This is a genomic window from Rhodococcoides kyotonense, assembly GCF_900188125.1.
GTDB lineage: Bacteria > Actinomycetota > Actinomycetes > Mycobacteriales > Mycobacteriaceae > Rhodococcoides > Rhodococcoides kyotonense.
On sequence record NZ_FZOW01000002.1, the window covers coordinates 167,682 to 194,218 of the forward strand.

The 26,537-nt window shown below is 64.4% G+C and carries 24 protein-coding genes; 17 read left to right on the forward strand and 7 right to left on the reverse strand.

Going from position 1 to position 26,537, the window contains the following annotated elements; translation table 11 throughout:
- Window positions 1–55: 55 nt before the first annotated feature.
- Genes CHB96_RS03585 through CHB96_RS03595 form a run of 3 tightly spaced genes read left to right on the forward strand, consistent with a single transcriptional unit; the run spans window position 56 to window position 3,173 of the window.
- Complete coding sequence (locus CHB96_RS03585) at window positions 56–1,069, forward strand: ABC transporter substrate-binding protein (RefSeq protein ID WP_089243224.1); 1,014 nt, start codon at window positions 56–58, stop codon at window positions 1,067–1,069.
- A 35-nt stretch (window positions 1,070–1,104) separates the two neighbouring features.
- On the forward strand, window positions 1,105–1,332 hold the full coding sequence (locus CHB96_RS03590) for a phosphopantetheine-binding protein (RefSeq protein WP_089243225.1): 228 nt from the start codon (window positions 1,105–1,107) through the stop codon (window positions 1,330–1,332).
- A 26-nt stretch (window positions 1,333–1,358) separates the two neighbouring features.
- Window positions 1,359–3,173 carry a siderophore-interacting protein gene (locus CHB96_RS03595; RefSeq protein ID WP_089243226.1) on the forward strand — a complete coding sequence of 605 codons (1,815 nt, stop codon included), beginning with the start codon at window positions 1,359–1,361 and terminating at the stop codon, window positions 3,171–3,173.
- Here the strand turns inward: CHB96_RS03595 and CHB96_RS03600 are convergent.
- Entirely contained in the window at window positions 3,170–4,669 is a 1,500-nt protein-coding gene (locus CHB96_RS03600) for a hypothetical protein (RefSeq protein WP_089243227.1), read from the reverse strand. The genes CHB96_RS03595 and CHB96_RS03600 overlap by 4 nt on opposite strands.
- 187 nt (window positions 4,670–4,856) lie before the next feature.
- On the opposite strand from CHB96_RS03600, the gene CHB96_RS03605 reads away from it, so the two are divergent.
- The 3 genes from CHB96_RS03605 to CHB96_RS03615 all read left to right on the forward strand — a co-directional run bounded on the left by CHB96_RS03605 (window position 4,857) and on the right by CHB96_RS03615 (window position 7,332).
- Complete coding sequence (locus CHB96_RS03605) at window positions 4,857–5,579, forward strand: AMP-binding protein (protein WP_089243228.1); 723 nt, start codon at window positions 4,857–4,859, stop codon at window positions 5,577–5,579.
- Between the two features lie 34 nt (window positions 5,580–5,613).
- Window positions 5,614–6,501, forward strand: a complete 888-nt coding sequence (locus CHB96_RS03610; protein ID WP_089243229.1) for a siderophore-interacting protein — start codon at window positions 5,614–5,616, stop codon at window positions 6,499–6,501.
- A gap of 87 nt (window positions 6,502–6,588) precedes the next feature.
- Window positions 6,589–7,332, forward strand: a complete 744-nt coding sequence (locus tag CHB96_RS03615) for an ABC transporter permease (protein WP_089243848.1) — start codon at window positions 6,589–6,591, stop codon at window positions 7,330–7,332.
- 18 nt (window positions 7,333–7,350) lie between these two features.
- Here CHB96_RS03615 and CHB96_RS03620 read toward each other — a convergent pair whose 3' ends face one another.
- Window positions 7,351–8,763 (reverse strand): MDR family MFS transporter, encoded by a 1,413-nt coding sequence (locus tag CHB96_RS03620; protein WP_089243230.1) that lies wholly within the window; start codon window positions 8,761–8,763, stop codon window positions 7,351–7,353.
- Window positions 8,764–8,825: 62 nt separating this feature from the next.
- On the opposite strand from CHB96_RS03620, the gene CHB96_RS03625 reads away from it, so the two are divergent.
- Together CHB96_RS03625 and CHB96_RS03630 are read left to right on the forward strand one after the other, a co-directional pair.
- On the forward strand, window positions 8,826–9,710 hold the full coding sequence (locus CHB96_RS03625) for a phosphoribosylaminoimidazolesuccinocarboxamide synthase (RefSeq protein WP_089243231.1): 885 nt from the start codon (window positions 8,826–8,828) through the stop codon (window positions 9,708–9,710).
- Window positions 9,707–11,833: a S9 family peptidase gene (locus CHB96_RS03630; protein ID WP_089243232.1), complete on the forward strand. Its 2,127-nt coding sequence runs from the start codon at window positions 9,707–9,709 to the stop codon at window positions 11,831–11,833. The genes CHB96_RS03625 and CHB96_RS03630 overlap by 4 nt, the downstream gene beginning before the upstream one ends.
- A 39-nt stretch (window positions 11,834–11,872) precedes the next feature.
- Here CHB96_RS03630 and CHB96_RS03635 read toward each other — a convergent pair whose 3' ends face one another.
- Together CHB96_RS03635 and CHB96_RS03640 are read right to left on the reverse strand one after the other, a co-directional pair.
- The gene (locus tag CHB96_RS03635; RefSeq protein WP_089243233.1) at window positions 11,873–12,553 is read right to left on the reverse strand and encodes a response regulator; all 681 of its coding nucleotides are present in this window, start codon (window positions 12,551–12,553) and stop codon (window positions 11,873–11,875) included.
- Complete coding sequence (locus tag CHB96_RS03640; RefSeq protein WP_089243850.1) at window positions 12,550–14,034, reverse strand: sensor histidine kinase; 1,485 nt, start codon at window positions 14,032–14,034, stop codon at window positions 12,550–12,552. Before CHB96_RS03640 ends, CHB96_RS03635 begins: the two co-directional genes overlap by 4 nt.
- A gap of 192 nt (window positions 14,035–14,226) precedes the next feature.
- On the opposite strand from CHB96_RS03640, the gene CHB96_RS03645 reads away from it, so the two are divergent.
- The 3 genes from CHB96_RS03645 to CHB96_RS03655 all read left to right on the forward strand — a co-directional run bounded on the left by CHB96_RS03645 (window position 14,227) and on the right by CHB96_RS03655 (window position 16,992).
- Window positions 14,227–15,615 (forward strand): cation:dicarboxylate symporter family transporter, encoded by a 1,389-nt coding sequence (locus CHB96_RS03645; RefSeq protein WP_089243234.1) that lies wholly within the window; start codon window positions 14,227–14,229, stop codon window positions 15,613–15,615.
- A gap of 113 nt (window positions 15,616–15,728) precedes the next feature.
- Window positions 15,729–16,238, forward strand: a complete 510-nt coding sequence (locus tag CHB96_RS03650; protein WP_281254389.1) for a glutathione peroxidase — start codon at window positions 15,729–15,731, stop codon at window positions 16,236–16,238.
- 55 nt (window positions 16,239–16,293) lie between these two features.
- Window positions 16,294–16,992, forward strand: a complete 699-nt coding sequence (locus CHB96_RS03655) for a DUF2334 domain-containing protein (protein ID WP_089243236.1) — start codon at window positions 16,294–16,296, stop codon at window positions 16,990–16,992.
- Window positions 16,993–17,053: 61 nt separating this feature from the next.
- On the opposite strand, the gene CHB96_RS03660 is transcribed toward CHB96_RS03655, so the two are convergent.
- On the reverse strand, window positions 17,054–17,695 hold the full coding sequence (locus CHB96_RS03660) for an MBL fold metallo-hydrolase (protein WP_089243852.1): 642 nt from the start codon (window positions 17,693–17,695) through the stop codon (window positions 17,054–17,056).
- Between the two features lie 89 nt (window positions 17,696–17,784).
- On the opposite strand from CHB96_RS03660, the gene purS reads away from it, so the two are divergent.
- On the forward strand, window positions 17,785–18,021 hold the full coding sequence (purS, locus tag CHB96_RS03665; protein WP_068424943.1) for a phosphoribosylformylglycinamidine synthase subunit PurS: 237 nt from the start codon (window positions 17,785–17,787) through the stop codon (window positions 18,019–18,021).
- A complete protein-coding gene (purQ, locus tag CHB96_RS03670) occupies window positions 18,018–18,695 on the forward strand; it encodes a phosphoribosylformylglycinamidine synthase subunit PurQ (protein WP_089243237.1) in 678 nt (225 codons plus the stop codon). Before purS ends, purQ begins: the two co-directional genes overlap by 4 nt.
- A 42-nt stretch (window positions 18,696–18,737) precedes the next feature.
- Here the strand turns inward: purQ and CHB96_RS03675 are convergent, their stop codons facing one another.
- Complete coding sequence (locus CHB96_RS03675) at window positions 18,738–19,613, reverse strand: hypothetical protein (RefSeq protein WP_089243238.1); 876 nt, start codon at window positions 19,611–19,613, stop codon at window positions 18,738–18,740.
- 65 nt (window positions 19,614–19,678) lie between these two features.
- Between CHB96_RS03675 and CHB96_RS03680 the strand changes: the two genes are divergently transcribed.
- Entirely contained in the window at window positions 19,679–20,992 is a 1,314-nt protein-coding gene (locus tag CHB96_RS03680; RefSeq protein ID WP_176444121.1) for a M18 family aminopeptidase, read from the forward strand.
- A 16-nt stretch (window positions 20,993–21,008) separates the two neighbouring features.
- On the opposite strand, the gene CHB96_RS03685 is transcribed toward CHB96_RS03680, so the two are convergent.
- Window positions 21,009–21,779 carry a nucleoside phosphorylase gene (locus CHB96_RS03685; protein ID WP_245865210.1) on the reverse strand — a complete coding sequence of 257 codons (771 nt, stop codon included), beginning with the start codon at window positions 21,777–21,779 and terminating at the stop codon, window positions 21,009–21,011.
- Window positions 21,780–21,879: 100 nt separating this feature from the next.
- Between CHB96_RS03685 and purL the strand changes: the two genes are divergently transcribed.
- The 3 genes from purL to CHB96_RS03700 are packed head-to-tail and all read left to right on the forward strand — an operon-like array spanning window position 21,880 to window position 26,535.
- On the forward strand, window positions 21,880–24,156 hold the full coding sequence (gene purL, locus CHB96_RS03690) for a phosphoribosylformylglycinamidine synthase subunit PurL (RefSeq protein ID WP_089243240.1): 2,277 nt from the start codon (window positions 21,880–21,882) through the stop codon (window positions 24,154–24,156).
- A 4-nt stretch (window positions 24,157–24,160) separates the two neighbouring features.
- Entirely contained in the window at window positions 24,161–25,960 is a 1,800-nt protein-coding gene (locus CHB96_RS03695; protein WP_089243241.1) for an alpha/beta hydrolase, read from the forward strand.
- Window positions 25,957–26,535 carry a CPBP family intramembrane glutamic endopeptidase gene (locus tag CHB96_RS03700; RefSeq protein WP_089243242.1) on the forward strand — a complete coding sequence of 193 codons (579 nt, stop codon included), beginning with the start codon at window positions 25,957–25,959 and terminating at the stop codon, window positions 26,533–26,535. Before CHB96_RS03695 ends, CHB96_RS03700 begins: the two co-directional genes overlap by 4 nt.
- Window positions 26,536–26,537 lie beyond the last annotated feature (2 nt).

Below are 26,537 nucleotides of genomic sequence, written 5' to 3' on the forward strand. Positions count from 1 at the left end.
GGGCACGAAAGCCGATCGGGGAACACAACGATGATGATCTCGAAAGGATCTTGCAGTGTCTGACACACAGTTCCGACGACGTGGGTTGCGCGTCGTAGCGGCATTGGCCGCGGTGACCATCGGCCTGACGGCATGCAGCAGCAGCGACGCCGCATCCGACGGCGACGCCGCGACCACCGAGAGCAGCAGCGACACGCGAGTCGTGTCGACCGACAAGGGCGACGTCACGGTTCCGGCCGACCCGCAGCGCATCGCGGTGTTGTCGGCAGGCCTGGCAGGCTACTTGTTCACGCTCGACGCACCGATCGCGATCACCGACACGCGACTGCTCGGCGTCACCAATCTCGACGGTGGATTCCCGCCGCAGTGGGCCGAGAAAGCGGAAGCGCAGGGCACCAAGGAACTACCTGCGGGCGAGGCGCTGAACATCGAAGCCATCGCTCAGGCGCAGCCGGACCTCATCATCGGTGGCGGACAGGGTATTTCCGCCGTTCAAGCGGACGAGGCGTACGACCAGTTGACGGCCATCGCGCCGACGGTCCTCATCCCGTCCTCGGTCAACACGTGGCAGGGACAGCTCGAAGCCGTGGCCGACGCCGCCGGTGAATCCGACAAGGTCGACGGTCTGCTCGAGGCCTACGACGACAAGGTCGCCGAGGTCAAGGACGCCATCACCGTTCCTGGCTCTCCCGTGACGTACTTCCTGTCGCTGAGCACCAACGAGCCTGCCTTCATCCCGCAGACCGCGACGCTGCCCGATCTGCTGAAGAACGTCGGTCTCGAACCCGACGACGTGCTGACGAAGGCGGACAACCCCGAGCTCTACGGATCCGGTGATTCGTTCATCATCAGCAACGAACTGCTCGGCACCGTTGCGACTGCACCCGTCGTCATCGTCGTTCCCGTCGCCGGCCGCAGTCTCGACGAACTGAAGCAGGACCCGGCCTACGCGAACCTGCCCGCATTCGCGTCGGGCAACGTGTTCGAGCTGCCTGCGACGAGCTACCGGCCCGACTACGACGGAGTGATCTCGACGCTGGACCAGGTCGAGACACTGTTCGCCAAGTAACTCTCCCGAGCCTCGACAAGACAAGGACGACAACTGTGCTCACCCGCGAGACCGTCATCGGCGACATCGCCACCGCGTTGGATCAGTCACCCGAATCGATCAGCGACGAGCTGAATCTGCTCGACGAGGGGTTGGACTCGATCCGCATCATGGGGCTTGTGGAACGATGGCGGTCGGCGGGTGCTCCCGATGTCGACTTCCCGACGCTCGCTGCCGATCCGACCGTGTCCCACTGGGTCGCGGTCGCACTCGGCGAGTACTGAGAACACACGAGAGAAGAGGAAGCTCGATGGCGGCGACCGTACGCGAGGTCGAAGTTTTTCCGATCTGCATGCGTGAATTCGACGTTCTGACGGTCGAGGACGTGACGCCTGGCATGCGTCGCGTCACGCTCGGCGGACCGTCGATGGACCGGCACGTGCGCGACGGCGTCGAGCTTCCTGCGGTGTGCAGCAACGGATTCGACGACGACATCAAATTGTTGCCCGTCGATCCGGGAACGGGAGCGTTGCCGTTCGAGGTTCCTCGCAACCTGGACAACGGGACAGTCGACTGGCCGTCGGGTTCGTTCCAGTACAGCCGGACGTACACGGTGCGCCGGTTCGACGCGGCGGCACGGGAACTGGTGGTCGACTTCGCCGCGCACAAGGGAGGCCTCGCGTCGGAATGGGCGTACAGCGTCCAGCCGGGTGAGAAGATTCTCGTTGCGGGACCGAAACATTCGTCGAGTCTGCCGAAGGGCGTCGACTGGATCTTGATCGCAGGCGACGAGACGGCGCTGCCCGCTATCGCACATTGCCTCGAGAAACTACCCGCGGACCTGCCGGCGACCGTCGTGATCGAGGTCGCCGAACCGTCGCACCGCCAGGAATTGTCGTCGAACGCCGAGGTGGACGTTAGCTGGTTGTACCGATCCGGTGTCGACGGGCAGTCGCGACTGGTCGAGACGGTCCAGAACGCGCCCTGGCGTCCAGGCCAGCCGTATCTGTGGGTGGCGGGGGAGGCGTCGACGATCAAACCTCTGCGGCGCTGGGCCAAGCACGACCGCGAGCTGGCCAAGCAGTTCGTCGAGATCACCGGGTACTGGCGGTATCGAGAGCAGGTCGATGTCGCCGAATCGGTTGTTGCCGCAGAGGATCCTGCGGACGTGGTGCACGAGATGTCGGAACTGCTTCCGCCGGTTGCCATTCGGACTGCGGTCACGGTGGGGTTGTTCGCTGCCGTCGACGCCGGTGCGGACACCGCCGCGGCGATCGCCGCGGAATGCGCCACCGATCCACGCGCGACGGGCAAGCTTCTTCGGCACCTCACGTTGATGGAACTGCTCAGTGTCGACGGCGATCGCTATGCGCTCACGGACACGGGTTCCATTCTGGCGGATCAGGATACGTTCCTCAGTCAGGCGTTGCATTTCGACAAGATCCATACTCGGCTCGACATGGCATTCCTCGGATTGCTCGAGTCGGTACGGACGGGAACGGCCTCTGTCGGACATGGTTTCGCCGATAAGTCGCGAGAACCGGGGTTCGTCGACGACTTCCACGAGGAATCGGCGTTCGGGGCGGTGTATCGCGCCCCGGCGCTACCGGACGCCGTGGACTTCGACGGCGTCACGACCGTGGCCATCTACGGTGAGGGCGGCGGTGTCTACGCGGACACTCTCGTTCGACTGAGGCCCGAACTTCGTGTCGCCGTCGTCGGGCTGCCGGCGATCAACACACGAAACCTCACCGACGTCACCGACGGGCGGCGTGACCGGATCGTGCGCATCGACGCCAGTGAGTTCAGCGTGTTGCCGGAACCTGTCGACGTGGCGATCGTCGTCGATCTTCTCGACGTCCATCCCGACGCCGACGCGCAGTTGCTCCTGCGCGCGATCGGTGCGTCGTCTGCGCGAACGGTGCTGATCACCGATCTGCTGGATCCGGCGACCACCGACGACCACGACACCGAGAGCGACCTGTTGCACTTGTGTCTGTACGGAACGGGGCGGCGCACCGAGGACGAGGTGCGGACCCTGATCTCCGAGACCGGCTGCGGTGCACCGAGATTCGGCTCCTTGGGCTGGGGCTCGACGGTAGTGGAGTTCTCCACACGCGGTTAGTGGTGTAGCTGCGGGGTCGATCCGAGGGCGTCGATCAGCTCGAATTCCTTGCGCGTGAGGAGGGTCGACACAACCTCGTCGTGTGACGCGCTCGCCGGAAGCCAGAGAGCGTCGGCGACATTCGCCAGTACGTCCACTGCATCGAGTGCGTCGTCTCCACGGCGGCCGACGAGGCCGAGAATGTTACTCGGAGAGGCAGATCGGGTGTTCTCGGCCCGCACCACGTCGAACGACGCGTCGTCGCCGAACTCGAGAAAGATGTCCTCGCCGTCGATGAGGCCCATGTCGTCGACGAATCGTTTGATCGTGCCCGAACGCGCTTGCACCGACACCCAGATCACCGATTGGGGACCGAGGCGCGAGTCGAACGACCGCGGTGTTCCGGGTCCGACGTGCAGCAACGCGGCGAGCGCCGACGGCAGGTTGAACGCCGAGCCCTTCCGGTGAATCGGCTTGACCGTCGTACGCCACCGCACGACACCGCCGTCGCGATACAGGTGTTTGGTCTTCGATGGTGATTTGCGGGGCGTGTACGTGTGGCGGCGGCGGCGGACGATGTCGTTCTCGATCGCGAATTCGCCTGTCGACGCGTAGGTTCGGATGCTGTGTTCCTTGACGTCGTACGAGCCCTTGATCTCGGCGACGAGTCGATCGAACTCGATGCTTCCTCGCTCGTCGACGATGCAGGCGATCTGACGGTGAATCGGAACGTACGGTGCGATGGCCCATCGCGTGAGCGACCACAGCGTCCGGTCGGTCTTCGTGAATCGGGCATCGGAGACCAGCGCGTTGCGGACGCTCGATTCGGAGCGTCGAGGCTGCATCCGTTCCATCAGTTGCGCCATCGTCGTCGGCGCGCCCGCCAGTGCGAGGATCGATACGAGCTGACCTGCGACCGAGACGTCGAGGGGTACGAGATGGCCCTCGAGGACGCGATAGCCTGCGGTGCCGGCGAATTCGGCGAGCTCGACCGCCGGCATGTCGAAGGACTCCGCCACGACGTAGAGGGATGTGACGGAGTCGATCGTGGCGTGACGCGTCGCTGTGTCGACGAGCAACGCCCTGGCGCTCTCGTATGTGCCCGACAATACCCAGCCTGATTCGACGCGGATCCGTTCGTCGATGCGAGAGATCAACGACCACAACGGAATCTGCAACGACGGCGGAATCTCGGACAGTTCGGGAGTCGAGCGTACGGCCCGTGACAGCGCGGCGACGGGACGGGACAGCTGCAGCATCCGGTCGCCGAGTTCACGGAGGCCGGCGCTGTTCCGCAACGCGTCGAATGCACGGGTGCGCGAACGGTTTTCGATCTTCGATGCATGGTCGGGTGACACACGAAGCCGCGACGCCAATTCCGCAGTGGAGATCGGGTCGTCGGCGAACGTGATCTCTCGCAATGCCATCGACTCGGTGGCCGAACAGGAATCGAGGAACGCCTCCACCTCGTCGGCCGGCTTCGAGGTGCGCACGATCGGCGACGGGTGAGTGGGCACTGAAGGAGATCCTCGATTTGCGTCGTGACAGGTTGTACCAGCGTGTAACGCCCTCGAGTATACGCTCCAAGCTTCAACCTCGAATGTCGTTTCGGACCGATCGGTTCGGCCGGTGGCCTTAAGGTTGCCTTGCCTATGTGCAACACTCGACACGTTCTGTGCACGCGACCGAGGGTGAGGATGAGGAATGAACGTGCGGCCCGCGCTGTCACATCTTCTCGACCGAGTTCCTGCCGACGTCGTCGCCGTCGACGGTGAGCTCGAGTACGGGGCGCTGGCGGATGCCGCGCACTACCTCGCCGAATGTCTGGGGCGCGCAGGTGTCGGCCGAGGATCGCGAGTCGGGGTTCTCGTAGCCGGGGGCGCCGAGTTCACGGTCGTCCTGTGCGCGCTCGACAGCCTCGGTGCGACCGTCGTGTTGCTTCGTCACACCGACATGCCGCACGTCGTCCTCGATCGGATGCGTCGTGGTGACGTCGCAGTCGTGCTCGGCCATGTCCGTACCGAGCATGTTCTCGACGACGTTCTGTTCGAGGCAGCGGTCGTGGAACTGCCGACTGTCGTCGCGGACGAGTACACCCTGGTCGCTGTCTCCGAGTCGGCGAGCGACGAGCGACAGCGGGAGATCGTATTCTTCTCCGGCTGTGGATCGGACGTCCGCATGTGCTGGGAATCCCTGGTGAAGGCGGGCGCCGAGTGGGCATCCTCCGCGCGCGTCCGGGCTGGTTCGACCGTGACTATCGATGCGGGCGCAACCGGGGTCAAGGCGGTCACCGCGCTGGTGGCAGGACTGTCCGTCGGCGCCACCGTTGCATTCCGCACGCCCGAGACGTCGGTGGCGCTACATCCGTCGGCGTATCGATCGCGAGAGGTCCTCGTGCGCCGGCCAGCGCGAGTGAGCGTAGGCTAACCAAGCACTCCTGGAACTACCGAAGACGAGGACGATGACGGACAAGGGTTTCTACTTCGCCGAAGTAGTCGCAGTCGAGCAGTTGACCACTCACATGGTCCGCGTGACGTTCGGTGGCGCCGACGTCGCCGAGTACGTGTCGATCGGCAAGCCGGACGAGTGCGTGACGCTGTTCTTCGCACGCCAGGGTGAGGATCGTCCGCCTGCTATGACCGAGGTCGACGGCGAATGGTGGTACCACGACGTCGACCCCGTTCCGGACGGCCGGAACTACACGGTTCGTCGATTCGATTCGGCTGCAGGAACTCTCGTGATCGACTTCGTCGCGCACGAAGGCGGCGTCGCGGCCACGTGGGCGCTGAACGCCACCGTCGGGCAGGTCTTGCTGTGGACTCGGCCGCGGTGCTGGTACGACATTCCGGACACCGCGCGGTGGCAACTGCTCGTCGCGGACATGACCGGGTTGCCAGGGCTCGGCCGGATCATCGAGGAATTGCCGTCCGGCGCACGGGCACACGCCATCGTCGAGGTGCTCGAACGCGGAGACATCCAGGAGTTCGAGACAGCAGGCGACGTCACCTACGACTGGCGAATCGGTTCCGGCAACGGTGATTCGGCGAGTGTGCTCGACGACGCCGTACGTCAATGGGCGTTACCGGAGGGCGAGGGCTACATTTGGTTTGCCGGCGAGGCGTCGTCGTCGCGCGTCGTGCGGAAGTACTTCCGCAAGGAACTCGGCTATCCCGTAACGCAATTCGAGATCATCGGGTACTGGCGCGCGAATTCGGAACAGTGGCTCGAGAAGTACAAGAAGCATCAGGAAGAGGCATTGGCCGTGTACAACGGCGCGCTGGAGGCCGGCCGTAGTCAAGCCGAGGCGAGCGAGGAATTCGACGCGATGCTCGAGCGCGTGGGGCTGTAGGCGACTTCGTCGCACGTGCATAGAAATACATAGCGCCTCAGGGTCGTTCCGCAGGCTCCACTCCTGCCGCTGTGTATTTTCATGCACATGAGTTCTTCCCTCGCCCAGCCCGGCATCCCACTGGCCGTGCTGTGCGTCGTCATGGTTCTGCTCGCTGCGCTGGTGTATCGGGTGTCTGCGATCGGCCGGGTGGCCACCGTTCCCGCCGCAGCGCTCAGGGGCTTTCTTCAGCTGGCTGCCGTCTCGCTGATCCTGGCCGCCGCGTTGGCACACCTGTGGTCGTCGCTGCTGGTGCTGGTCGTGATGTTCGCGGCAGCCGCGTTCACGTCGATCAGGCGATCCGAGGCCGGGCGATCGGGGCTGTGGCTGACGGTCCCGCTTGCCGTCGGCATAGGCGTCGTCGTACCTCTGTGTCTTGTGACAGGAGTTGTTCCTGCCGAGGGGATTGCAATCGTTCCCGTCGGCGGCATCATTCTGGGCGGCACGATGACCGCGACGTCGTTGTCGGCTCGCCGCGCCCTCGATGCACTGTCCGATCGTCACGGCGAAGTGGAAGCTGCGCTCAGTCTCGGTCTGAGCGAACGTGATTCACGGCTAGAGGTCGTCAGGCCGACGGCGGGTGACGCGCTGCTGCCGGGACTGGACCAAACCCGAACCGTCGGACTGGTGACTCTGCCGGGGGCGTTCGTCGGTGTTCTGCTGGCGAGCGGTTCTGCCATTCAGGCGGGCGCTGTTCAGATCCTCGTGCTGACGGGCCTTCTGCTCGCTCAGACTCTGGCCGTCGCGTTGACTGTCGACTTCGTGTCGCGTGGGTTGGTGAACCGGTCGTGAGCGAAAATGTGTACTCCTCTATACATTTTCACGCACATGGGGTTTGGGCATGAATGCCGCCGCGAGGAGCATCAGCACCGCCGCCGCGAAGACGCCGAGAAAGACCAGATGAATGGCGTCGGACAGCTGTTGGGGTTCCGGGTCGCCGGAGACGCGGGAATTCACGATCGCCCCGAAAATGGCGACGCCCACCGCGCTGCCGATGGACCGGGCGAACATGTTGGTCGACGTTGCGACGCCACGTTCTTCCCACTCCACGGACGACTGCGCCGCGATGAGAGTCGGGCTCGCGATCAGACCCATGCCGAGGCCGACGACGAAGCACACCGCGGCGATCATCCAGATATGTGCGTCGGCGCCGATCAGCGTCGCGAGGCCGGTGCCGATCACGGCGATGGTCCCGCCCGTCAACGCTGTCGCGCGGAAGCCGAAGCGTAGATAGAACCTGCCCGACAGCGATGCTGCGATCGGCCAGCCGAGCGTCAGCGTCGCCAATGCGAAGCCCGCGACGATCGCCCCGGTGCCGAGGACGCCTTGGACGAATGTCGGGACGTACGACGTGAGCCCCAGCACGATCGCGCCGACGAGGAGAGACACGAGGCTGCTGACGACCAGAACCCGTCGTGTGAACACCCACAGAGGCAGGATCGGCTCGGGCACGCGCGTCTGCTGCCACGTGAACAACGCCAGCGCGACGACGCCACCGACGAAGATCGACATACTGATCGGCGACGCCCATGCCCACGACTGGCCACCTTCGAGCAGTCCGAGCAGGATGGCTGCGGCGCCGACGGTCAGCAATCCGGCGCCGAGGTAGTCGATCTTCGGACGCTCGTGGCGGATGTCCCCCTCGTGGAACCGCCTGATCAGCATCCACGCAGCCAGCGCGCACAGCGGAATGTTGACGAAGAAGATCCACCTCCACGACAGAAATTCCGAGAACACGCCGCCCAGGGCGGGACCGGCCACCGACGACATCGCCCACACGCTCGCCAGATAACCCTGCGCTTTGGCGCGCTCCTGCAGCGTGTAGATGTCGCCGGCGATCGTCACCGACATCGGCTGGACTGCGCCCGCCCCGAGCCCCTGGATTGCACGGAAGGCGATCAACGCGGGCATCGACCAGGCGAGGCCGCACAGGATCGAACCCAGCAGGAACACCCCGATGCCCCACAGCATTACTTTCTTACGTCCGAACAGGTCGGCGAGTTTGCCGTAGATGGGGACGGACACGGCTTGGGCCAGCAGGTAGATCGAGAACAGCCACGGGAATTGGCTGAAGCCACCGAGATCGCCGACGATGGTCAGCACGGCCGTCGCGATGATCGTCGAATCGAGCGCGACGAGCGATGTGCTGAGCATGAGAGCGATCAGAACCGGCCCGCGCTCGGAGCGGAAACCGACGTCTGCGACTTCTTGATTCGTTGCCATTACCAACCATTCTTCCCCGACGTGGGCAGAACCTGCATCGCGACCCAGATAGGGTTGTCTCCGTGCGTCCACAACTCAGCAGCTACCAGCACCTGGCCGGCGGCAAGGTTCGCGATCTCTACGTCATCGACGACGACCATCTGCTCCTCGTCGCGAGCGACCGCATCTCGGCCTACGACCACGTCCTCGACACACCGATCCCCGACAAGGGCCGCGTCCTGACGGCGATGAGCGTGTTCTTCTTCGAAGAGCTCGGTGGCGTCAACCACCTGGCAGGCGATTCACGCGACGAGCGCATTCCGGAGGAACTGCTGGGCCGCGCTCTCGTCGTCAAGAAGCTCGAGATGGTGCCCATCGAATGCGTTGCGCGCGGGTACCTGACCGGTTCCGGGCTCTCGGATTACAAGCGCACCGGCGCGGTGTGCGGCGTCGCGCTGCCCGACGGGCTCGTCGAATCCAGCAAGCTCGACGAGGCGATCTTCACGCCTGCGGCGAAAGCCGCGCTCGGGGAGCACGACGAGAACGTCGACTTCGCTGCCGTCGTCGACAAGGTCGGTGAGGAACTCGCCTTCAAGCTGCGCGAGGACACACTCGAAATCTATTCGCGTGCCGCGAACTTCGCACTGGACCGCGGAATCATTCTGGCCGACACCAAGTTCGAGTTCGGTCTCGACGCCGACCGCAACCTCGTGCTCGCCGACGAGGTTCTCACGCCCGACTCGTCCCGCTACTGGCCATTGGAGGGGTACGAAGAGGGCCGCGTTCAGCCGAGCTTCGACAAGCAGTTCGTACGCGACTGGCTGACGACCGAATCCGGCTGGGATCGCCACGGTGACACACCGCCCCCACCGCTGCCCGACGACATCGTCGCATCGACGCGCGCGCGGTACATCGAGGCCTACGAACGCATTTCGGGCCTGAACTTCGACGATTGGGTACGCCCGTGACACTCGTTCCACCCACCGCCAAGACCGTTCCGCTCGAGCGAACACATCACGGCGACACGTTCGTCGACAACTACGAATGGCTGCGCGACAAGGACAACCCCGAGGTGATCGCGTACCTCGAAGCCGAGAACGCGTACACCGAGCAGCAGACTGCGCATCTGGAGCCGTTGCGCGAGGCGATCTTCGACGAGATCAAGTCTCGGACGCAGGAAACCGATCTGTCCGTGCCGACGCGGATGGGGGACTGGTGGTACTACTCCCGCACGCAGGAGGGTAAGTCCTACGGCCTCCAATGCCGGTGCCCCGTCGACTCTCCCGACGACTGGACGCCTCCGTCGTTGTCCGGTGAGGTGCCGCACGAGCAGATTCTGCTCGACTCCAACGTCGAAGCCGAGGGACATTCGTTTTTCTCGTTGGGTGCGTTCTCGATCAGCCACGACGGCAATGTGCTGGCCTACTCGACCGACACCGAGGGCGACGAGCGCTACACGATGCGGTTCAAGGATCTGCGTAGCGGCGAGATGCTCCCCGATGTCATCGACAAGACCGCCCCGGGCGCGACGTGGTCGCTGGATCACGGATATGTCTTCTATCAGACGGTCGACGAGTCCTGGCGCCCCGACACCGTGTGGCGTCACAAGCTCGGGACGTCGACCGAGCAGGACGTCAAGGTCTTTCATGAGCCCGACGAGAGCTACTGGGTCGGCTTCGGATCGACGCGCAGCGAGAAGTACCTCCTGATCTGGGTCGGCTCCAAGATCACCTCCGAGTGCCTCGTTCTCGAATCCGAGAACCCCGAAGGCGAGTTCCGCGTCGTACTCCCGCGCGTCGAAGGCATCGAATACAGCGTCGAGCACGCCGTCGTGAAGGGCGAGGATCGATTCCTCATCCTGCACAACGGATCCGTCGACGGATGGGGAACCGACGGCGAGAAGGCCGAGAACTTCATCCTCGCCGACGCGCCGGTGAACGACCCGTCGGTGCAGACGACGTTGATCCCGCACCGCGAGGACGTGCGTCTCGAAGACGTCGACGCGTTCGCCGACCACCTGGTCCTGGGCTATCGACGAGAAGCGTTGACGCGCTTGGCGATCTGGCCTTTGGGTGAGGAGGGTTACGGGGACTATCACGAGCTCGAATTCGACGAGGAACTCTACGCCGTCGGCGCCGGATCCAACCCGGAGTGGAAGCAGCCGTTGCTGCGCCTGGCGTACACGTCGTTCATCACGCCGGGGCAGGTCTACGACTACGACCTCTCGACGGGGGAGCTGTTGCTTCGTAAGTCGCAGCCCGTACTCGGAGACTTCGACGCGTCGGACTATGTGCAGCACCGTGATTGGGCGGTCGCGTCGGACGGCACGCGGGTCCCGCTGTCGATCGTGCGACGCAAGGACGTGCCCGACGGGCCTGCTCCGACGCTGCTGTACGGCTACGGATCCTACGAGGCATCGATGGATCCTGCGTTCTCCGTCGCGCGATTGTCGCTGCTGGACCGCGGCATCGTGTTCGTCGTCGCCCACGTCCGTGGTGGCGGTGAAATGGGCCGTCACTGGTACGAGAACGGCAAGACGCTGACGAAGAAGAACACCTTCACCGATTTCGTCTCTGCTGCACAGCATTTGATTTCGAGTGGACGTACGTCACCGAAACATCTGGTCGCCGACGGCGGCAGTGCGGGCGGGCTCCTGATGGGTGCCGTCGCCAACCTCGCGCCGGAGTTGTTCAACGGCATCCTCGCGAACGTTCCGTTCGTGGACCCGCTGACGTCCATCCTGGACCCGTCGTTGCCGCTGACGGTCATCGAATGGGACGAGTGGGGAAACCCGTTGGCGGACAAGGAGGTGTACGAGTACATGAAGTCGTACAGCCCCTACGAGAACATCGAGGCCAAGGACTACCCCTCGATTCTCGCGATCACGTCCATCAACGACACCCGCGTGCTGTACGTCGAGCCTGCCAAATGGGTTGCGGCCCTGCGCGCCACGAAAACCGGCGACTCGGAACTGCTGCTGAAGACCGAGATGAGCGCCGGACACGGCGGCGTCAGCGGTCGGTACGAGAAGTGGAAGGAAGCGGCGTTCGAGTACGCGTGGATAATCGGCGCCTCCGGCGCACGTGCATAGAAATACATAGAGGGTTATGTACTTCTATGCACATGCGCGCTAGCGCCACACGTACCGCACCTGCGGCCGCCCGGCGCGGCCGTATTCGGTGTTGCGCGTGACGAGTCCGTCGTCGGCGAGGCGCTCGAGATAGCGCCACGCCGTCACACGGGAGACTCCGACGAGCTTGGCGGCCTCGGATGCATTGAGGCCGCCGGGCGCGTCGCGAACGATGGCGGTGACCCCGTCCATCGTCTGCGGCGCAATGCCTTTCGGCGACGACGCCTTCTCGTCGGCGGTACGCAGGTGTGACATCGCGCGGTCGATGTCTCGCTGGCTCGCCGCGTTCTCGCCCGCAGGCAAGGCGTCGTGGAATTCTCGGTATCGTTCGAGCTTGTCGCGGAACGCCGCGAACGTGAACGGCTTCAACAGATACAGCACGACGCCGTGTGCGACGGCCGAACGCACGACGGACAGGTCGCGCTCCGACGTGATGGCAATGACGTCGGGACTCGGTCGCAGGCCACCGAGGGCCGCCGCGACGTCGATACCGTTGGAGTCGGGCAGGCCGATGTCCAACAGCACCAGGTCGATCGGGTCCTCTGCTTCGCTCGCGGCGCGCAACGCGGCCGATCCACTGTGCGCCATGCCGACGACGGTGAACCCGGGGACACGCTCGACGTAGTTCTTGTGAGCCTCGGCGATCAGCACCTCGTCTTCGACGATCAGAACCCGGATCACAGGGGGATCCTGGCTGTGAGCACCGAGCCGTAGGTGATTTCCGACGTCAACGATCCGTGATAGCGCTTCACGACCTGCGTGACGAGCGCAAGGCCGAGGCCTCGAGAGCCCGACTTCGTGGAGTACCCCCGTGTGAGTGCGGTTTCCAGTACATGGGCGGGCATTCCCGGACCACTGTCGGAGACTCTCACCAGCAATTCGGTCGACGAATCACGAACGGTCACTTCGACCCACGGCTGTTCGGCTTCCTTCGACGCATCGATTGCATTGTCTATCAGATTGCCTACCAGCGTGACCAATTCCCGCGGAGTGACGACTCCCGCGTGATCGAGCGCGGTGTCCTCGGTGACGGTCAGTTCGACGCCCTGCTCGGCGGCCTGGCTGACCTTTCCGAGCAGCAAAGCGGCGAGGGCGGGTTCGTTGACCGACCCCATCAGTCGGTCGATGAGATGCTGCGACAGCTCGAGATCGGCTGTCGCGAATTCGACCGCTTCTTGCGGGCGTCCGAGTTCGACCATCGTAATGACCGTGTGCAGGCGGTTGGCCGATTCGTGCGCCTGCGATCGCAGTGACTCGGCAAAACTGCGCACCGAGTCGAGTTCGCCCATGACACCTTGCAATTCGGTGCGGTCGCGGACAGTGAGGACGTCGCCGAGTCGGTGTCCTTCCCACATCACGGGATCCTGGTTGACGACGAGAATGCGGGTGTCGGTCACGTGCAGTTCGCCGTGTACGGCACCGGATTGCAACTGCTGCAACGATTCCGGCAGATCCTCCCGCCGTACCGGACCGTCGGGAAGATCGAGCAGGCGCCTGGCCTCGTCGTTGACGATCGCGGCACTTCCCTTTTTTCCGAACACGAGAAGGCCCTCGCTGATGGAGTGAAGGACCGCGTCGTGATGCTCGTACATCGATCGGAGCTCGTCCGGTGCCATGCCGAGAGTCTGGCGTCGAAGCCGTCTGCTCAACCCGATCGAACCGATGGTGGCGACGATGAACGCAGCGATGACGACCCCGATGATGAGCGGCAACCCTGACACGAACTGGTCGCTGATCTTCTCGCGCGTCACACCTGCAGACACGAGGCCGACGATCGTCCCGCTGCCGTCCGTGACGGGCGTGACCGCGCGGATCGACGGTCCGAGCGAACCGACGTACGTCTCGGTGAACGTCTCGCCTTGCAGCGCGCGATCGATGTTGCCGGAGAACGGTTTGCCGATCAGGTCGACGGTCGTGTGCGTGAATCGCGTGCGGTCCGGCGCCATCACGACGATGAAGTCGACGCCGGTGATGCCGCGAATCTTCTCGGTTTCCGGTTGCAGATACGCCGTCGGGTCGTTCGATGCGATGGCGATCGGCGTCGACGGTTCGTTGGCGATGCTGGCGGCGATCGCGATGACCTCGCGTCGTGTCGCGTCGTCGCTGTTGGAGCGCTCATTCAGAACGGTGAGGATGCCGCCCGCAAGCACGATGACGGCCATGACGACCAATTGCAGGACAAGAACTTGTCCGGCGACGCTCGTCGGGCGCTTGGCCACGTTCCGTGCCTCGTTTCGTTACTCGAACCTGTGAACAGAATGAACGTATTCGTGACATCGGTCACGACATCTACCAGCATCGTCCTCTAGCAAGGCGTGATCCAACTCACTCCATTAGTCACAAAGGACATACCAATGACTACCAGCATCGATGCTGACGGAAACCGCAACCCGGTTCCCGAACCCAAGAAGAAGCGCGACAAGACGCACTGGCTCTACATCGCGGTGATCATCGCGGTCGTCGCCGGCGTCATCGTCGGTCTGACGGCGAAGGACTTCGCGTCGGACCTCGCGGTTCTCGGAACGCTGTTCGTCAGCTTGATCAAGATGATGATCAGCCCGGTCATCTTCTGCACCATCGTCCTCGGCATCGGCTCGGTCCGAGCAGCGGCCAGCGTCGGCAAGGTCGGTGGCCTGGCACTTGCCTATTTCATCGGCATGTCGACGATCGCCCTCGGCATCGGCATGGTCGTCGGCAACCTGATCCAGCCGGGAACCGGTCTGGACATCACGGCCAACGACACAGGCTTGAAGCTCGCCGATACCGCCCACGAGGCGGGCGGCACGATGGACTTCATCGCCGGCATCATCCCCGAAACCCTCGTATCGTCGCTGACCGCGGGCTCGGTGCTGCAGACGCTCTTCGTCGCCATTCTCGTCGGCTTCGCACTGCAGGCCATGGGTAAGCAGGGTGAAGGCATCCTCAAGGGTGTCGCGTCGGTGCAGAAGCTCGTGTTCCGCATCCTCACGATGATCCTGTGGCTCGCCCCGATCGGCGCATTCGGTGCCATCGCAGGCGTCGTCGGCAAGACCGGATTCGACGCAGTCATCCAGCTCGGCACGTTGATGCTGGCGTTCTACATCACCTGCTTCATCTTCGTCTTCGGCTTCCTCGGCCTGATCCTGCGCTTCGTGTCCGGATTCTCGATCTTCAAGCTGGTCAAGTACCTGGCCCGCGAGTACCTGTTGATCGTCGCTACGTCGTCCTCCGAGTCGGCTCTTCCGCGTCTGATCGCCAAGATGGAGCACGTCGGTGTCGAGCGCACCACCGTCGGCATCGTCGTCCCGACGGGCTACTCGTTCAACCTCGACGGCACCGCGATCTACCTGACGATGGCGTCGATCTTCATCGCCGACGCCATGAACATGCCGCTGTCGATCCCCGAGCAGTTCTCGTTGCTGCTGTTCATGATCATCGCGTCCAAGGGTGCAGCAGGCGTGTCCGGTGCAGGCCTGGCGACCCTCGCAGGCGGCCTCTCCAGCCACCGACCCGAGCTGCTCGACGGCGTCGGCCTCATCGTCGGAATCGACCGGTTCATGTCCGAGGCCCGCGCGGTCACGAACTTCTCCGGCAACGCTGTTGCAACCTTGCTGGTGGGAACGTGGACCAAGACGATCGACGCGTCCCGCGTCAAGACCGTGCTCGACGGCGGCCTGCCGTTCGACGAAGAGACCATGGTCGACGACCATCTCCCGGAAGACGACAAGCGGACGTCACTCGAGAAGGAAAACGCGAAAGCGTGAGACCTGCCGGGCGCTGCCGAATCCCCCCGGCGCCCGGTTCGGAAAAACAGGTGAACGGCCTCGCTTACAAGCGGGGCCGTTCCCCTTCCCGGCCAACTCACAGGTAAGTTCGGGTGATGACTGAAGTCCAGAACATCGGGATCACCACGCTGGGCGGTGCGCCCACCTCGCTCGATGAATATGCAGGAAGAGCAGTCCTCGTCGTTAACGTCGCGTCGATGTGCGGCCTGACACCCCAATACGCCGCTCTCGAAAAGCTGGCGACCGACTACGCGTCGAAGGGCCTCTCGGTGATCGGCATCCCGTGCAACCAGTTCGGCGGTCAGGAACCCGGCACCGCCGAGGAGATCGAAACCTTCTGCTCCACCACCTACGGCGTCACCTTCCCCATGATGGAGAAGATCGAGGTCAACGGTGAGAACCGGCATCCGCTGTACGCCGAGCTCACCAAGACCGAGGACGCCGAAGGCGCTGCAGGCGACATCCAGTGGAACTTCGAGAAGTTCCTGATCTCGCCCGACGGCGTCGTCACCAACCGCTTCCGTCCGCGCACCGAACCGGATGCGCCCGAGGTCCTGGCTGCCATCGACAAGATCCTGCCGAAGGAAACCATCGCCGTTTAGCCAGGCGCCACACGACCGTCGAGCCTCGTTCACCCCGGTGTGCGAGGCTCGCGGCATGTCTGGACGACTGATCGTGTCGGTGAGTGGAATCAGGGACGACACCTGCGAGAACGTCGCGGAATTCGCCCGAGAACTCGACAAGCGTGGCGTCGCGATGTCTCTTCTCGTCGCGCCACGGCTGAAGGACAAATACCGACTGACGCAGGACGACGCCACGCAGGACTGGCTGCGGAACCGTCGCGATCACGGCGACGCGATCGTGCTGCACGGCTACGACCAGGCCGCGACGAAGCGTCGACGAGCGGAGTTCGCCACCCTGCCCCGGCACGAGGCCCGGTTGAGACTGATGGCCGCGGACCGCGTCATGGAAGAGATCGGGCTGCGGACGCGAGTGTTCGCCGCGCCGCGGTGGGTCGCGTCGCCTGGGGCCGTGTCCGCACTGCCCGACGCCGGCTTCCGCATGATCGCCGGTGTGAGCGCACTGCACGACCTCGAAACCGGTTCGGTGCAGCGTGGCCGCGTTCTCGGCATCGGAGAAGGATTCAAGACCGAGCCGTGGTGGTGTCGAGCGCTGGTCATCGGCGCCGGCCGGACGGCCCGCCGAGGTGGCCTGGTCCGATTGGCCGTCAGCGCAAAGCAATTGAGCCGTAGCGGACCACACCAGGCGATGATCGACGCGATCGACCTCGCGCTGTACAGCGGAGCTCAGCCCGGCGTGTACGAGCATGTGCGGAGGATCTACAAGGCGGCCTGAAGGCGCGAGCGCATGTGCACGAAAATACATAGAGGGCTATGTATTTTCGTGCACATGGGGACTAGATCTCGACGCTGGTTTCCTCGTCGAACGTGCGGAACTCGGTGTCCGACGCCATGTCCTTGTATCGCCCGTAATAGATGCCGCGAGCGTGCTCGGCGACGACGGCCTGGTGGATCGGGAACGCCGCTCGCGGCGCGACCGCGCGCAGGAACTCGACGTTCTCCGACAGCTTCGACCATGGCGCTGCCGTCGGCAGCGCGAGCACGTCGACCTTCTGTTCCGGGACGAACAGCGAGTCACCCGGGTGCAGGAGTTGCCCTGGATTCTCGGGGGTGCCCAGGAGGTAGCCGGTGTTGTCGATCACTGGAAGTTCGGGGTGGATCACCGCGTGCGTACCCCCGACGCCGGTGACTTGAATGCCACCGACGGTGAAGACGTCGCCGGCGTGCGTGGCCGTCCATCGCTCGCCGAGTTGCGACGTGGTCATCGGGTCCGCGTACAACGCTGCACCCGGATTTCCTTGCAGCAGAGCAGGAAGTCGTTCGAGATCGACGTGGTCCGGATGCTGATGCGTGATCAGGATCGCATCGAGTCCGGTGATGCCCTCGAAGCCGTGCGAGAAGTTGCCGGGATCGAAGAGCACCGTCGTGCCGTTCAGTTCTACGAGTACACAGGAATGTCCGAAGTGTGTCAGTCGCATGCGCTCCACAGTATGCGCAGTTTCGCGACTGCCGCAGGGCCTGCGTAAACTCCCACCTGCCGGTAATTTTCTTTCCAAGGAGCTTCCTCGTGGCCCGAGTAGTTGTCGATGTCATGCCCAAGGCCGAAATTCTCGATCCGCAGGGTCAGGCCATCGCGGGCGCGCTGGGCCGCCTCGGCGTCGCCGGAGTGTCCGACGTGCGTCAGGGCAAGCGTTTCGAGCTCGAAGTCGACGACAGTGTCGACGACGCCGAGCTCGAGAAGATCGCCGAATCGCTTCTCGCGAACACCGTGATCGAGGACTGGAAGGTCACCCGACTCGCATGAGCGCCCGCATCGGTGTCATTACCTTCCCCGGAACTCTCGACGACGTCGACGCCTCCCGCGCGGTCACCTTGGCAGGCGGCGAGCCCGTCAGCCTGTGGCACGCCGACGCCGACTTGAAGAATGTCGACGCCATCGTCGTCCCCGGCGGCTTCTCCTACGGTGACTACCTGCGCGCAGGTGCCATCGCCCGGTTCGCGCCCGTCATGGAGTCCGTCGTCGACGCAGCCAAAGGCGGCATGCCCGTCCTCGGCATCTGCAACGGCTTCCAGGTTCTGTGCGAGGTCGGTCTCCTGCCCGGCGCCTTGACGCGCAACGAGGGTCTGCATTTCGTGTGCCGCGACCAGTGGCTGAAGGTGGAGAACACCGACACCGCGTGGTCGTCGCGTTACGACAAGAACGCCGAGATCCTCATTCCGGTCAAGAACGCCGAGGGCCGCTACCAGGCTCCACAGAACGTGCTCGACGAGCTCGAAGGCGAAGGCCGCGTCGTGTTCCGTTACAGCGGGTCCAACCCCAACGGTTCGCAGCGTGAGATCGCCGGAATCAGTTCGGCCGACGGCCGCGTCGTCGGGCTCATGCCGCACCCCGAGCACGCCACCGAGCCACTCACCGGCCCGAGCGACGACGGTCTCGGAATCTTCTACTCGGCGCTGGACGCGGTAGTCAACGCATAACCCGTCGTGAGTGGAAATGTGTACTCACGTATACATTTTCACTCACGAGGGGAGTTCGGCGAGTGTCTGTGCGAACAGTTCTGCGGACGAGCCACCGGTCACCTGGCAGTACTCGGCGTCTCGCCAGAAGTAGAGCTCAGTCGACAACGGGTTGGGTGTGTTCCTCGCCAGCATCGGCGCGAGACCGGCCATGAGTTCGGCAGCGCGGACGGTGTGGTCGTACTCCCGTGGCAGGAAGTAGTCGATCTCGTACGCGCTGGGAATCGCGAACAACACCCCGAACGGCGCGTCGCCCAAATGACCCGCGATCAGCGTGGGCATGTCGGCCACCTTCGACGCCAAGTAGATCGAATCGCCCCGCCACACGTCGATGGCGATGTCGTCCTTGATCAGAGATTCGTGATCGTCGAACACCATCGCCGCGGTGTTCTCGCGGCCGAATGCCCAGGCAGCGTCGATGTCGCGGTTCTCGAGGAGTTGGTCGTTGACGGTCAACGCAAGGTCGGGGAAGGTCAGGTTGAGTACCCGACGCGGTGAGTTCGGCGCGTCGACCAGTGGGTGCGAATAGGTGAAGGCCTCGGGTTTCGGCAGGTTGCCCAGCGGCGCAACTCGCTCACGAAGGCGCATGTAGAACTCCTCGTCGGGCAAGGCCATCAGCCGATCCAGGTCACTGAGCCGCTGCGATTCCAGCATGGTGGTCACGTGCGCCTCGACGCAGTCGCCCCAGTGCCAGACCGGAGCGTTCAAGCAGCGGTCGACCAGGTTGTTCAACCCCAGATAGCCGCCCGAATCGAGTCTGAGTGTCAGCTCGTCCACCTTGGTCGCGTGGGCGCCCCGACGCTTCAGCTCGATCAACACCTTTCTGCGAATGATCGCCACTGTGGTTGCCCTGGATGCTGATTCGGCCACTTCGTTCATGATGTCCCCCCGGTTGTCTCTGGCTCCTTGGTCTGTTCGACGCGGCGGCTGCCACAATGGTTCCCATGCCTTCCACTGCTTCTGCTGCCGGTCTGTGCAACTTCGTCGACGTCTCCCCGTCGCCCTTCCACGTGTGTCGGACGGTGTCCGTGCAGTTGGAAGAGGCCGGATTCGTTCGCGTGGAGGAGACGGATGCGTGGCCTACCGAGCCGGGAAAGTACTACCTGATCCGCGGCGGATCCCTCGTCGCCTGGAGTACCGAGCACGACCGGTCGGGTCGTTCCGCAGGCTCCGCTCCTGCAGGCCCTTTCCGGATCGTCGGCGGTCACACCGACAGCCCCAACCTGCGGGTCAAGCAGAACCCGGATCTGGAATCCGCAGGCTGGCAAATGGTCGGACTCGAACCGTACGGCGGCGCGTGGCTGAATTCCTGGCTCGACCGAGATCTCGGAATCTCGGGAAGGTTGAGCGTTCGCGACGGTAGTGCGCTGCGTGAGGTGCTCGTGAAGGTCGACGAACCGATTCTCAGGGTTCCGCAGTTGGCGATCCACCTGTCCGAGGACCGCAAGGGCGTCACGCTCGATCCGCAGCGACACGTCAATGCCATTTGGGGAGTGGGCAATTCACCGCGCTCGTTCATTTCGTACGTGGCCGAGCGTGAAGGCGTCGACCCGAAGGCAATTCTCGGGTGGGAACTCATGACGCACGATCTGGCGCCTAGCTCGATCGTCGGCGTCGAGGGCGAATTGGTCAGCGCTCCACGGCTGGACAATCAGGGAACGTGTTATGCCGGAACGCAAGCCCTTCTGGCGGCAGTGCAGAACCCGACCGACGTCACCCCGGTGCTCGCACTGTTCGACCACGAGGAGGTCGGCAGCATGTCCGATCGTGGCGCCTTCTCGGACTTGCTGAACACGGTGCTCGAGCGGATCGTCCTCGGAAGGGGCGGTGGCCGTGAGGAATTCCTGCGCACCATGGCGGGATCGATCTGCGCGTCGGGCGACATGGCGCACGCGACGCATCCCAACTACCCGGATCGGCACGAGCCCGCGCACCGCATCGAGCTCGGTGGCGGCCCGGTGCTCAAGGTCAATCAGAATCTCAGGTACGCAACGGATTCCGCGGGTGCAGGTGCTTTCGCGCTCGCCTGCGATCAGGCCGGGGTTCCGCTGCAGCGGTACGTGCATCGCGCCGATCTGCCGTGTGGCTCGACGATCGGTCCGATCACCGCCTCGCGCACCGGCATCTCCACCGTCGACGTCGGAGCTGCCCAGCTCGCCATGCACAGCTCGCGGGAGCTGATGGGGGCGTCGGACATCACGGCGTACTCCGAGGCGCTGGCGGCCTTCCTGGCGCCTGCGGCACCCGTGCGCGGGTAGTTACAGCAGAGACCAACTACCCGCGCACGGGCGCGAAGCGCACGCAGGCATCGGCCGCGAGCCAGAACAACTGCTCACGGACGGTGCCTGCTTTTGTCCAGCCCCGATGTTCCCAGTCGGCGGCCAGCGAGTCGCCCGCGTACAACAACTGCGCGAAGTGCACGCCTCGGTACTTCGCGACGGCGCAGAACGCCGACGCCTCCATGTCGACCGTCAGGCACCCCTCGTCGACGCGCCGCGACACCCGGCTGCGGGTTTCGCGGTACAGCGCGTCGGTGGTCCACGAGCGACCGGTCACGTGATCGATACCGGCTTCGGTGAGTACCTGCTGCAGTAACGCGACACCGTCGGGATCGGCGTCGACGACCCGGCCCGGTGGCAGGTAGTGGAACGACGTGCCCTCGTCGCGCACGGCACTGTCGACGACCATGACGTGGCCCATACCCAGATCGTCGGTCAGCGCCCCCGCGCCTCCGACGGCGACGAACTCCGAGCATCCGAGCGCGATCGCTTCCTCCAGGAACAACGCCGCCAGCGGCGCACCGACGCCGGGATGGAACACCGCGAGGCGCTCGCCGCCGCGTTCGACCTCGTAGACGGGGTGCTCGCCATGCTCGGACCGCAGGACGGACAACACCCTCGCCTTGCCCTTGCCCGCTATGGATTCGATCACCTCGGCGAAGAAGCAGACGACGGCCTTCATGGGGATATCAACACCCTTGACCACCATCTGAGGCGTGATGACGCCCGATTCGTCCAGATCGTTCTCGGTCAAAGGGATGTCCATTCGGCCATGTTCGCACAAAGGTCCACTACTGATTTAGTCCTGTCGGCCTGCACCGATAGACTGACCTCGGCAATTCGCTCCAGGGAAGGACCCACTCCTCGTGTCCGTCGATACAGTGTCAACCGCAGTCGCCACACCTGACGTGGCGCAGCCGTACAAGGAACTCGGACTCAAGGACGACGAGTACGCCCGGATCAAAGAGATCCTCGGCCGTCGGCCTACCGACGCCGAGCTGGCGATGTACTCCGTCATGTGGAGTGAGCACTGCTCCTACAAGTCCTCCAAGGTGCACCTGAAGTACTTCGGTGAGACCACCACCGACGAGATGCGCAAGTCCATGCTCGCCGGCATCGGCGAGAACGCGGGCGTCGTCGACGTCGGCGACGGCTGGGCCGTCACGTTCAAGGTCGAGAGTCACAATCACCCGTCGTACGTCGAGCCCTACCAGGGCGCCGCGACGGGCGTCGGCGGCATCGTCCGCGACATCATGGCCATGGGTGCGCGTCCGATCGCCGTCATGGACCAGCTGCGTTTCGGTGCTGCAGACGCACCCGACACGCGCCGCGTCCTGTCCGGCATCGTCTCCGGTGTCGGCGGCTACGGTAACTCCCTCGGCCTCCCCAATGTGGGCGGCGAGACCGTGTTCGACGCCTCCTACGCCGGTAACCCGCTGCTGAACGCCCTGTGCGCAGGTGTCATGCGCGTCGAGGACATGCATCTCGCATTCGCGTCGGGCCTGGGCAACAAGATCATTCTGTTCGGCGCTCGCACAGGTCTCGACGGCATCGGCGGCGTGTCCGTTCTCGCGTCGGAGACCTTCGACGGCGACGAAACCGGTGGGGGCAGGAAGAAACTCCCTGCGGTCCAGGTGGGCGACCCGTTCACCGAGAAGGTGCTCATCGAGGCGTGTCTCGAGCTCTACGCGAACAAGCTCGTCGTCGGAATCCAGGATCTCGGCGGTGCCGGATTGTCCTGCGCCACTTCCGAACTCGCATCCGCCGGTAGCGGCGGCATGCACATCGCGCTCGAGCAGGTCCCGATGCGCGCCACCGGAATGACTCCGGCAGAAGTTCTGTCGAGCGAGTCCCAGGAGCGCATGTGCGCCGTGGTCACGCCCGAGAACGTCGACGCCTTCATGGCCGTCTGCGCGAAGTGGGACGTGCTCGCGACCGTCATCGGCGAGGTCACCGACGGCGACAACCTCGAAATCACCTGGCACGGCGAGACCGTCGTCGACGTACCGCCGAAGACCGTTGCACACGAAGGCCCGGTCTACACCCGTCCGGTACAGCGTCCCGACACCCAGGACGCGCTCGTCGCGAATTCCACTGCGTCACTGACACGTCCGCAAACGCCCGACGAGCTGAAGGCCACGCTACTGAAGATGATCGGCAGCCCGCAGCTGTGCAGCCGCAAGTTCATCACCGAGCAGTACGACCGTTACGTCCGCGGGAATACCGTGCTCGCCGAGAACGCTGACGCCGGTGTGATTCGCATCGACGAGAAGACCGGCCGCGGAATCGCGCTCGCCACCGATGCGTCGGGCCGCTACACCGCGCTCGATCCCTACCAGGGTGCGCAGCTCGCGCTGGCCGAGGCGTTCCGCAACGTCGCCGTCACCGGTGCGACGCCCAAGGCCGTCACCAACTGCCTCAACTTCGGGTCCCCCGAGGATCCGGGCGTCATGTGGCAGTTCCACCAGGCCGTCCGCGGCCTCGCGGACGGATGCGTCACCCTCGGCATTCCGGTCACCGGCGGAAACGTCAGCTTCTACAACCAGACCGGATCCGAAGCGATCCTCCCGACTCCGGTCGTCGGCGTGCTCGGTGTCATCGACGACGTGCATCGTCGCATCCCGACGGGCCTCGGCCTCGAGCCCGGCGAGACGCTGATCCTGCTCGGCGACACCCACGACGAGTTCGACGGATCCATCTGGGCCCAGGTCGAGCACGATCACCTCGGAGGCGTTCCGCCGAAGGTCGACCTCGCACGCGAGCAGCTCCTCGCGGACATCCTGCTCGCCGGATCGCGTGACGGATTGATCAGCGCCGCACACGATCTGTCCGAAGGCGGATTGGCTCAGGCCGTCGTCGAAGCTGCGTTGGCTGGTGAAACCGGTTGCCGCATACTGCTTCCCGAGGGTGCAGATCCGTTCGTCACCTTGTTCTCCGAGTCCTCCGGTCGTGTGCTCGTCGCCGTGCCGCGTACCGAAGAGACTCGCTTCACCGGCATGTGCACCGCCCGTGGTCTGCCGTGGACGCGCATCGGCGTCGTCGACGAAGGCGCGGACGACATCGAAGTTCAGGGCCAGTTCTCGGTCTCCATGACCGAACTCCGTGAAACCTTCGAGAGCACCCTTCCCACACTCTTCGGGTAAGCCGATGCCTGGGGGAGAGGTATCGGAGGCATCACGATCGGACGTGAGCCAGGTAGAGCACGCGCACTCGCACTACCGGCTCCCGATCGAGTTCTCGGTACCTTCCCCCGACAAGCATCCCTTCGTCATGTGGCTGTGGGGGCTGCTGAAACTCGACTTCACCGGAATCGCGTTCAGTGCCTTGTTCTTCTGTTGGTCGCTGACGCCGTCGTTGTTGCCACGTGACTGGCTGTTCCAAGGCCTGATCGGCGGCATCAACGCCGCAGTCGGATACGGCTTCGGCGTCGCGGTCGGGTGGGCGGCACGGCGATGGTTCCTCGACAGCAAGTCGTGGTGGCCGTTGCCGCGTCGCGTCGAGCTGTACATCAAGTTCGCGATCGTCCCGATCGCTGTTCTGGCGTCGCTGTACATGTTGTATCTGTCGGCCGGCTGGCAGCGTGAACTCGCAGCGCTGATGGACGCCGAAGGGACGACGACCACCGGTTACTTCCGGACGGGCGCGCTGAGCATCGGCGTTGCGGCACTGTTCATCTCCGGCATGCGGGTGCTACGAGACCTGGTGCGTTTCCTCGCTCGTCAGATCAACAAGATCGTCAAGATGCCCCGCGAGGTCGCCAACGTCATCGGCGTGATCGTCATCGTCGTGCTGGTCATCGCGCTCGTGCAGGGCGTGCTGCTACGAGCGGTGTCCGACGTCACCAACTCGGCATTCAGCTTGCAGAACAACGAAACTCGCGACGGCGCCGAGCAGCCCCAGCGTCCGGAGCGGTCGGGCAGCCCGGAATCGTTGGCTCCGTGGGACAGCCTCGGATTCGAGGGGCGGAACTTCGTCTCCAGCGGCTTGACCGCCGACGAGATCTCCGACGGCCTCGGCCGTCCCGCCCTCGAACCGATCCGCGCCTACGCGGGCCTCGAAACCGCCGACACACAGGACGAACGCCTCGACATCGTCGTTCGCGAACTCGAGCGAACCGGCGCATTCCAGCGACAGGCACTCGTCGTCGTCCCGACGACGGGCACCGGTTGGGTCAATCCGACGGCCATCGAAGCCGAAGAGCTCATGTTCGGCGGAGATGTCGCCACCGTCGCCGCGCAGTATTCCTATCTGCCGAGTTGGATCTCGTTTCTCGCCGAACGCGACAAGGCAGCCGAGGCGGGCAAGGCGCTGATCGACAAGGTCCGTCAGCGGTGGCTGCAGGAGCCGGAGGAGACACGTCCTCGGCTCTACGTCTACGGCGAGAGCCTCGGCACGCAGGCAGGGGAAGGGGCGTTCGACGGGCTCGCCGAGATTCGAGAAAGCGTCGACGGTGTCCTGTGGGTCGGCCCTCCCAACGCGAACCGGTTGTGGTCGCAGTTCGTGGACCGCCGGGACCCGGGTAGTCCGGAGGTGCGCCCGGTCTATGCAGACGGTCTCGTCGTGCGGTTCGCCGACAACTCCAGCGGCATTCCACCGGAATCCGAACCATGGCTCAGCCCGAGGGTTCTGTACGTCCAGCACGCATCCGATCCCGTCGTGTGGTGGTCACCGGACCTGCTGTTCGAGAGGCCCGACTGGCTGTCCGAGGCGCCAGGACCCGACCGGCTGCCGGACATGCGGTGGTTCCCGATCGTCACGTTCTGGCAGGTCGCGGCCGATCTGACCAACGCAGCAGGAGTTCCCGACGGACACGGGCACAACTACGGAACCCTCGTTCTCGACGGGTGGGTCGCCGTCGCCGCGCCCGACGGATGGACCGATGCGGACACCGAGAAGGTCCGTTCCGTCATGGACAAGTTCGCGGGTCGGGACGGTCCGGAGAAGTGAGAGTCGTCCTGCTGGGCGCGTCGACCACGGCGTGGAGCACGGTTCTGGTGCCTGCGCTCGATCTCTCGCCCCGTCGTCGGGCGGTGGTGAATGCGGCGTTCGGGCTGGGTCTGAGTCGCATCGCTCGTGTCGACCTCGGTCTCTCGCGATGGCGCAGCGGACTCGGGTGGGGTCTTGCCGCCGCTGCCGTTCCCGTTGTGGCGTCGGTCGTCGTCGCGTCTGTTCCTGCGCTGGCTCGTCGAGTGCGACCGTCCGACGACAACCTCGCCGAGTGGGTGCTGTTTCGCATCCCCGTCGGCACCGTCGTCTGCGAGGAACTGGTCTTTCGAGTCGTGTTCGACGCCGTATCGCCCACGCTCTCCCCGGTCTTCTTCGGGCTGTGGCACATCCATCCAGCTCGCGCGGCAGGGGACTCGGTCGTCGGCACAGTGGTCGGAACGGCTCTGGCAGGGGTGTTGTTCTCGTGGCTTCGTCGTCGGAGCGGCAGCGTTCTCGCGCCCGCGCTGCTGCATTACGCGGTGAACGCGTCGGGCGCGGTGTTGGCTGTTCGCGCTCGTGACGTGAGTGCCCGATAGTT

Bases quoted from the DNA above. Each gene is read 5' to 3' on its own strand.
- CHB96_RS03695 (WP_089243241.1), top strand. From the start codon at position 24,161: ATGCCTGGGGGAGAGGTATCGGAGGCATCACGATCGGACGTGAGCCAG.
- CHB96_RS03605 (WP_089243228.1), top strand. From the start codon at position 4,857: ATGAACGTGCGGCCCGCGCTGTCACATCTTCTCGACCGAGTTCCTGCC.
- CHB96_RS03595 (WP_089243226.1), top strand. From the start codon at position 1,359: ATGGCGGCGACCGTACGCGAGGTCGAAGTTTTTCCGATCTGCATGCGT.
- purQ (WP_089243237.1), top strand. From the start codon at position 18,018: ATGAGCGCCCGCATCGGTGTCATTACCTTCCCCGGAACTCTCGACGAC.
- CHB96_RS03610 (WP_089243229.1), top strand. From the start codon at position 5,614: ATGACGGACAAGGGTTTCTACTTCGCCGAAGTAGTCGCAGTCGAGCAG.
- CHB96_RS03620 (WP_089243230.1), bottom strand. From the start codon at position 8,763: ATGGCAACGAATCAAGAAGTCGCAGACGTCGGTTTCCGCTCCGAGCGC.
- CHB96_RS03685 (WP_245865210.1), bottom strand. From the start codon at position 21,779: ATGGACATCCCTTTGACCGAGAACGATCTGGACGAATCGGGCGTCATC.
- CHB96_RS03645 (WP_089243234.1), top strand. From the start codon at position 14,227: ATGACTACCAGCATCGATGCTGACGGAAACCGCAACCCGGTTCCCGAA.
- CHB96_RS03680 (WP_176444121.1), top strand. From the start codon at position 19,679: ATGCCTTCCACTGCTTCTGCTGCCGGTCTGTGCAACTTCGTCGACGTC.
- CHB96_RS03660 (WP_089243852.1), bottom strand. From the start codon at position 17,695: ATGCGACTGACACACTTCGGACATTCCTGTGTACTCGTAGAACTGAAC.
- CHB96_RS03655 (WP_089243236.1), top strand. From the start codon at position 16,294: ATGTCTGGACGACTGATCGTGTCGGTGAGTGGAATCAGGGACGACACC.
- CHB96_RS03615 (WP_089243848.1), top strand. From the start codon at position 6,589: ATGAGTTCTTCCCTCGCCCAGCCCGGCATCCCACTGGCCGTGCTGTGC.
- CHB96_RS03675 (WP_089243238.1), bottom strand. From the start codon at position 19,613: ATGAACGAAGTGGCCGAATCAGCATCCAGGGCAACCACAGTGGCGATC.
- CHB96_RS03640 (WP_089243850.1), bottom strand. From the start codon at position 14,034: ATGGCCGTCATCGTGCTTGCGGGCGGCATCCTCACCGTTCTGAATGAG.